7 protein-coding genes are annotated in these 6563 nt (G+C 65.6%); 5 read left to right on the plus strand and 2 right to left on the minus strand.

From position 1 onward, the window contains the following. Positions 1 to 4: 4 nt before the first annotated feature. Together ACH49X_RS07460 and ACH49X_RS07465 are read right to left on the minus strand one after the other, a co-directional pair. Entirely contained in the window at positions 5 to 220 is a 216-nt protein-coding gene (locus ACH49X_RS07460; RefSeq protein WP_357111363.1) for a DUF397 domain-containing protein, read from the minus strand. Continuing rightward, positions 220 to 1092 carry a helix-turn-helix transcriptional regulator gene (locus tag ACH49X_RS07465; protein ID WP_195081992.1) on the minus strand — a complete coding sequence of 291 codons (873 nt, stop codon included), beginning with the start codon at positions 1090 to 1092 and terminating at the stop codon, positions 220 to 222. The genes ACH49X_RS07460 and ACH49X_RS07465 overlap by 1 nt, the downstream gene beginning before the upstream one ends. 161 nt (positions 1093 to 1253) lie before the next feature. Here ACH49X_RS07465 and ACH49X_RS07470 point away from each other — a divergent pair, with 161 nt between their 5' ends. The 5 genes from ACH49X_RS07470 to ACH49X_RS07490 all read left to right on the plus strand — a co-directional run. After that, positions 1254 to 1688 (plus strand): hypothetical protein, encoded by a 435-nt coding sequence (locus ACH49X_RS07470; RefSeq protein ID WP_195081993.1) that lies wholly within the window; start codon positions 1254 to 1256, stop codon positions 1686 to 1688. Positions 1689 to 1705: 17 nt separating this feature from the next. Beyond that, positions 1706 to 2026 carry a hypothetical protein gene (locus ACH49X_RS07475; RefSeq protein WP_357111359.1) on the plus strand — a complete coding sequence of 107 codons (321 nt, stop codon included), beginning with the start codon at positions 1706 to 1708 and terminating at the stop codon, positions 2024 to 2026. A 119-nt stretch (positions 2027 to 2145) separates the two neighbouring features. After that, positions 2146 to 2694 carry a hypothetical protein gene (locus ACH49X_RS07480; protein ID WP_357111356.1) on the plus strand — a complete coding sequence of 183 codons (549 nt, stop codon included), beginning with the start codon at positions 2146 to 2148 and terminating at the stop codon, positions 2692 to 2694. 259 nt (positions 2695 to 2953) lie between these two features. After that, the gene (locus ACH49X_RS07485; protein WP_357208434.1) at positions 2954 to 4141 is read left to right on the plus strand and encodes a Cmx/CmrA family chloramphenicol efflux MFS transporter; all 1188 of its coding nucleotides are present in this window, start codon (positions 2954 to 2956) and stop codon (positions 4139 to 4141) included. A 329-nt stretch (positions 4142 to 4470) separates the two neighbouring features. Next, the coding region (locus ACH49X_RS07490; protein ID WP_357208446.1) for a DNA-directed RNA polymerase subunit beta at positions 4471 to 6563 on the plus strand (2093 nt) is incomplete at its 3' end.

The raw sequence follows: 6563 nt of genomic DNA on the forward strand, positions 1-6563 counted from the left end.
GAGGTCACATATCAAATGCCAGGTCGAACCCGCCCGCGCCGACGCTGGCCGTGAAGGCGTCCCATTGGTCCGGCGTGAAGACGAGCGCTGGCCCGATCGGGTCCTTCGAATCGCGGACACCGACGTGGCCAGCCGCGAGCCACGCGACTTCCACGCATGCATCGGCCTCACCACTGTGGACAGACTTGAACCACTTCGCTCCGGATAGGTCGACCTTCATTATTCGTATCTCCTGGCCATATTCCTGAGCAGATCTCTCGATCGTTGCTCGTCGAGTGCAGCACCATTGACGGCTGCGTGGATCACCCGGAAGCGGTTCACATCGTCCGCTTCCTCGAAAATCATTGTGCCTATGGCACCTTCGGTGTAGACGACAGACGGCTCGTCATGAGGGAAGTCGATGATGATGTACGGCGGGACCGCCAACCCGCCCGGGAAGCCAGCAGCGAAGGGAACTACCCGGATCGAGACGTTCTCCCGCGTACCCATGTCGGCAAGATGACGATATTGCGAAGACATGATCCGGGTAGAACCGACGACGGTACGCAGAGCCGACTCATGCACCAGGAATTCAGCCTGCATCGGCTTGTGCTTGCGAGTGAGTATCGCTGATCGCTGGATTCTCCGTTCCACCAGCCAGTCGACCTCTTCGGACGAGCCCCTTGATGCAGAGGATCGCACACTGCGGGCATAGTCGGGAGTCTGCAAGAGGCCCGGTATGATAAGCGTCTGGAAGAAGTGCAAATCTGTTGCCGCAGCCTCTAATTGCAGATACGTGTTGAACCCGGGCCGCACCAGATCCCGGAAGTCCTCCCACCACGGTTTCACACGCGCGTGCTCGGCCAGCGATTTCAAGTACTCGGTCCGCTCGTCCGGCAGCCCGTAGTACTGGCAGATGTACTCGATGTCCCGAACTTTGATCTTCTCGTTCTGCCCCAACTCCAGCCGCCCGAGCGAGGATCGGCTGATCTCCAGGACTTCGGCTACCTGCTCGAGGGTGTAACCGTTGGCCTGACGCGCGTCGCGCAGTGCGCGTCCCAACTGGCGACGCGGCAGCGTCGTCCGGCTGAAGTCCGACTTGGTACCGACCATTTCCGTTGCGTCCTCCCCTGCTATCCCACGGTGTGACCTGCTTTTTCCCACGGCGAGAATCGATGTCCGCCCACTCGGGAGGCGATCAGCGCGTACGCGCCGATTGCTGGGCACCGGCCGATTCGAGCTCCCCGTCGTGAGCACGTTCGCAGCATATGCACATGACCGAACAACCTGGAACGGAACTCGAATTCGTCACGAATTCCCGCGCGCCGGAGCCGAATACGCATGATCTACGGTCGACGGTTCCCGGCACCGGATCACACCGGCACGGAGTGACGGAGGGCCTGTTCGTCCCGCCCGGAATCTGCGCGCGCGCCGACGTCCGGCTGGCACACGAGCAGATGCGGGCGCACCTGACCTGCCGGATCGAGCGGTGCGCGTGGAAGGCGGCGGCGTACCGCACGCTTGTGATCACGGGACGGCTGACACCGCAGGCGGTGAGCCACCGGGAACGCGCCGCCGCGCGCGGGATCGGGTTCCCGTCACAGGACGACAGCGGCGACACCGACCATGTGCTCGACGTGCACACGATCCAAGCGGTGCTGGAGCAGTTGTCGGCGTTGGCGGCCCCACCGGACGCGGCGCGGGGGTGAGCCGTTTGCATCGCACCATGATCGGAGCCGTACAGGCTTCCTGGCGGGTGGTGGGAAGTCGCATCGAGATCGTGTTCTTCCGCGACGCCTCCGACCCCACGCCCGCCTACCGGCTGCGCAACAACGGCGACACGGTGCCGGTTCCGCTGGGCCAGAACGGTTTCGTCGCCTTCGACGAGCGCGCACTGCCGGATCTGGCGCAGGTCCGTGAATGGTTCCCGCGCCACTTCCGGCTGTGGGACGCGGTCCGCGCCGAGTTCTGGAATGTTCTGCTGCCCGCCCACGGGGCGCGCGCCGCGGACCTTCCCGTCCCGCGCCGGCCGGATGAGACGGCCTGATCCCCTACTTCGCACAGGTAACCGAGAGCCGAATGTCCAAGCGCCGAAATCGACGACCCGAATCACGCAAGCCGACGAGTGCCGCCATCCGATACCCACCCAGGACCACGATCGACGCCATGCTCGCGGCCATGCTCGCCGAGCGCCGAGCGGACGCGCCCGATATCGACACCGTGCACTTCTGGGGATTCGCCCGCACCGAGAACCCCACCGCGCACGACGCGGCACACACCCCTATAACCCTCGATCCCGATGCCGAACGCTCCCCCATCCTGGATTCGGCCGAAGGGATGATCCGGAGATTCACCGGCCGCATATGGGGTTTCGGGTTCGCCTACCTGACGGTGGGCGAGCTGTTCACCGACGACGTCCCCCAAGACGCGATTCAGGCCGCGCAGGCCGGCCGGTTGAGCGAACGCCCCACAGCCGACCGGGTCTGCGCGGCAACCATATTCGATGCCCGAGCACGCGCCTACACGTCGCTGACCTACACCCACCTGCCCGAACTGGGACCGACACCCACCTGGGTGAGCGACACCCGCGACTCCACCGACGCTTGGGTAGCCCTCTTCGACCAGCGCGCCGTCGCGGCGCACGTGTGGGCGGCGGCCATAACGCTCGATCCGTCCGCGAACCGCGCCGCCATAGCGCGTCTACGGGGGCGGTGAAAATCGCGTTGGACTCGTCCGGGTGCGTTGTTATGGTGAGGTCGTGAATTCTCCGGAGGCGTCCAGACGGTAGCCGCCCGGCATCCGTGCCGGGCGGCGTTGTGAATGCGCAACCGCCGGCCGAAATGCGGCCCGTGGGTATTTCGCGACGCCGGACAATGCTGGTTTCTCCGCATCGGGTGACGGTTCTCCCGATTGCGCGACCATCTCGGGCGTCCTGGCTGCTGCGTGGCGCCCTCTCTTCCGGGGAGTTCCTTTCATGCCCATTGTGGTGTTCGTGCTGGCTGTGGCGGTGTTCGCGCAGGGCACGTCCGAATTCATGGTGTCCGGCCTGTTGGAGCGCATCGCCGCCGACGTCGGGGTTTCGCTCGGGGCCGCCGGTCTGCTGACCTCGCTGTTCGCGGCGGGCATGGTGCTCGGCGCGCCGCTGATGGCGATGGCGGCGGGCAGGTTGCCGGTCCGGCATTCGGTGGCGGCGTTCTTGGCGGTCTTCTGCGTCACTCATGTCGTCGGCGCGGCGACCAGCGATTTCACCGTGCTGCTGATGACCAGGGTCGTCGCGGCCGTCGCCAACGCCGGATTCCTGGCGATCGCGCTGGCCGCTCTGCCGGGCTTGGTCGGCCCGGGCGTGGTGGGGCGCGCGACCTCGGTGGTGGTGTCCGGAGTGACCGTCGCCTGCATCGCGGGCGTTCCGGCCGGCACTGTGCTGGGGCAGCTGTGGGGATGGCGTGCCGCGTTCGTGGCCGTCGCGATCGTCAGCGGTGCGGCGGTGATCCCGGTGTGGGCGATGGTGCCCGGTGCGCTGCGCGCCGATGATCGGCCGATCGCACCGCAACCCTCCCTCCTGCGGGAGTGGACCGTGCTCGGCGAACGTCCGGTCCGCGCCGCCGTCCTGGTCGCCGTCCTGGTCAACGCGGCGACCTTCGCGGGGTTCACGTTCCTCGGTTCGGTCACCACCGGGCTCGCCGACGCGGGCGCCCGCTGGGCTCCGATCGTGCTGGCCTTGTTCGGCCTCGGCTCGTTCGCCGGCGTGACGCTCACCGGCCGATACAGCGACCGTCATCGCGAAAGGATCGTCGCGCTCGGAACGATGGGGCTCGTGGCCGTGTGGCTGCTGGCGGCTCTGACCGCCCATACCCTGCTCGGCGTGGCGGTCATGGCGACCGCGTCCGGGGCGGTCGCGTTCGGAGTGGGATCGACACTGATCACGACGATCGTGCAGGCCGCGGCGCCCGCCGCGCCGCGGATCGCCGGTGCGTTGGCCACCACCGCGTTCAACATCGGCGCGGTTCTCGGCCCCGCCGCCGCCGCAGTCGTCGTCGGCCACACCGGCCGGCCCGCGCAGGCGTTCTGGTGCGGCGCGGTCTTCGCCGTCGTCGCGGCGACGGTCGTCCGGACCACCCGGAAACCGGCCGCATCAGAGGCCGCAGCGGCCACGGTGGAGTAACCCTGGCGAATTACCGCTAATAGACTTGACGAACGGTGTAGCCAGATGTCACTATAAATACGGGAAGACACAAGAAATCATGTGTCTATTTTTTGATGTCCTCGACATCGGTCTAATTCGGGTGTAACTTAGGACGTCGCGCCGGGTCGCGTGCTGTCCAACTCTCGAAATACGAATTGACTGTGGAAGCGGCACAATCTGCGTGCCGCCTTCCACCCGTTGTTGTCGAGCCACGTTCGGACACTGTCCAGCACGGTGCGCCATGAGAAATACCGACCACAGGACAAGCAGATACCGTGACGCCCACGCGACCGTGTGGGCGTCACGAGGTGCTGGAAGGACGCATCTTGACAGTCTCGAGTCAGACCGACGTCTACACCGCGACGCCCGTCGATGCCGGAGTCTCCCGCGCGCCGAAGCGCCTGTCGTTCGCGAAGATCCGCGAGCCACTGGAGGTTCCGGGCCTGCTGGAAATCCAGACCGATTCGTTCGAATGGTTGATCGGCGCGCCCGCCTGGCGCGAACGGGCGACCGCGCGCGGGGAATCCGGCGCGGGTGGACTGGCGGAGCTGCTCGCGGAAGTCAGCCCGATCGAGGACTTCGCGGGAACCATGTCGCTGACGCTGTCCGATCCCCGCTTCGAGGAGGTCAAGGCCTCGATCGATGAGTGCAAAGACAAGGACATGACGTATGCGGCTCCGTTGTTCGTGACGGCGGAGTTCATCAACAACAACACCGGTGAGATCAAGAGCCAGACGGTCTTCATGGGTGATTTCCCGATGATGACCGATAAGGGCACGTTCATCATCAACGGCACCGAGCGGGTCGTGGTGTCGCAGTTGGTGCGTTCGCCGGGTGTGTATTTCGATCACACGGTCGACAAGGGCACGGAGAAGGATCTGCACAGTGTGCGGGTCATTCCGTCGCGTGGTGCGTGGCTGGAGTTCGACGTGGACAAGCGCGACACCGTGGGTGTGCGCATCGACCGCAAGCGCCGCCAGCCGGTCACGGTCCTGCTGAAGGCGCTGGGCTGGACGAGTGAGCAGATCGTCGAGCGCTTCGGCTTCTCCGAAGTGATGATGACCTCCCTGGAGAAGGACGGCACAGCGGGCACCGACGAGGCGCTGCTCGATATCCATCGCAAGCTGCGTCCGGGTGAGCCGCCGACCAAGGAGTCCGCGCAAAACCTGTTGGAGAACCTGTTCTTCAAGGAGAAGCGCTACGACCTGGCGCGCGTCGGCCGCTACAAGATCGACAAGAAACTCGGCATCCGCACCGGCGGCGGCTCACTGGCGCTCACCGAGGACGACATCGTCACGATCATCGAATACCTGCTGCGTCTGCACGCGGGCGAGAAGACCATGACCGCCCCGGGTGGCGTCGAGGTCCGGGTGGAGGTCGACGACATCGACCACTTCGGCAACCGCAGGCTGCGCACCGTCGGCGAGCTGATCCAATCCCAGATCCGGCTGGGGCTGTCGCGGATGGAGCGTGTGGTCCGCGAGCGGATGACCACTCAGGACATCGAGGCGATCACGCCGCAGACGCTGATGAACATCCGCCCGGTCGTCGCGGTGCTCAAGGAGTTCTTCGGAACCTCGCAACTGTCGGTGTTCCTGGACGAGCGCAATCCGCTGGCGAGCCTGACCCAGAAACGCCGCCTGTCCGCGCTCGGTCCCGGTGGTCTGTCCCGGGAGCGCGCCAGCCTCGAAGTCCGCGATGTGCACTACAGCCATTACGGCCGCATGTGCCCGATCGAGACCCCGGAAGGCCCGAACATCGGCCTGATCGGTTACATGTCGGTGTACGCGCGAGTCAATCCGTTCGGCTTCATCGAGACCCCGTACCGGAAAGTGGTCGACGGCCGCGTCACCGACGAGATCGACTATCTCACCGCGGACCAGGAAGACCTGCACGTCGTGGCGCAGGCGAACGAGCCGCTCGACGCCGGCGGACGGTTCGTCAACGCGCGCATCCCGGTGCGCCGCAAGAACTCCGAGGTAGAGCTCGTCGCCTCCGCCGATATCGACTATATGGACGTTTCGCCGCGTCAGATGGTGTCGGTCGCGACGGCCATGATCCCGTTCCTCGAGCACGACGACGCCAACCGCGCCCTCATGGGCGCGAACATGCAGAAGCAGGCCGTTCCGCTGATCCGATCGGAAGCGCCCCTGGTCGGTACCGGTATGGAGTTGCGCGCGGCGATCGATGCCGGAGATGTGGTCGTCAGCGAGAAGGCCGGTGTGGTGGAAGAGGTTTCCGCCGACTACGTCACCGTGATGGCCGACGACGGAACCCGGCGCAGTTATCGGATGCGCAAGTTCGCTCGGTCGAATCAGGGCACGTGTTCCAACCAGCGTCCGATTGTGGATGAGGGTCAGCGGGTGGAGCGTGGTCAGGTGCTGGCCGATGGTCCGTGCAC

Origin of the sequence: Nocardia sp. NPDC019323 (genome assembly GCF_044389845.1) — a bacterium.
Classification (GTDB): domain Bacteria; phylum Actinomycetota; class Actinomycetes; order Mycobacteriales; family Mycobacteriaceae; genus Nocardia; species Nocardia implantans.

Excerpts from the sequence above, each read along its gene's own strand:
- ACH49X_RS07470 (WP_195081993.1), top strand. The coding sequence starts at position 1,254 with ATGACCGAACAACCTGGAACGGAACTCGAATTCGTCACGAATTCCCGC.
- ACH49X_RS07460 (WP_357111363.1), bottom strand. The coding sequence starts at position 220 with ATGAAGGTCGACCTATCCGGAGCGAAGTGGTTCAAGTCTGTCCACAGT.
- ACH49X_RS07475 (WP_357111359.1), top strand. The coding sequence starts at position 1,706 with ATGATCGGAGCCGTACAGGCTTCCTGGCGGGTGGTGGGAAGTCGCATC.
- ACH49X_RS07480 (WP_357111356.1), top strand. The coding sequence starts at position 2,146 with ATGCTCGCGGCCATGCTCGCCGAGCGCCGAGCGGACGCGCCCGATATC.
- ACH49X_RS07465 (WP_195081992.1), bottom strand. The coding sequence starts at position 1,092 with ATGGTCGGTACCAAGTCGGACTTCAGCCGGACGACGCTGCCGCGTCGC.
- ACH49X_RS07485 (WP_357208434.1), top strand. The coding sequence starts at position 2,954 with ATGCCCATTGTGGTGTTCGTGCTGGCTGTGGCGGTGTTCGCGCAGGGC.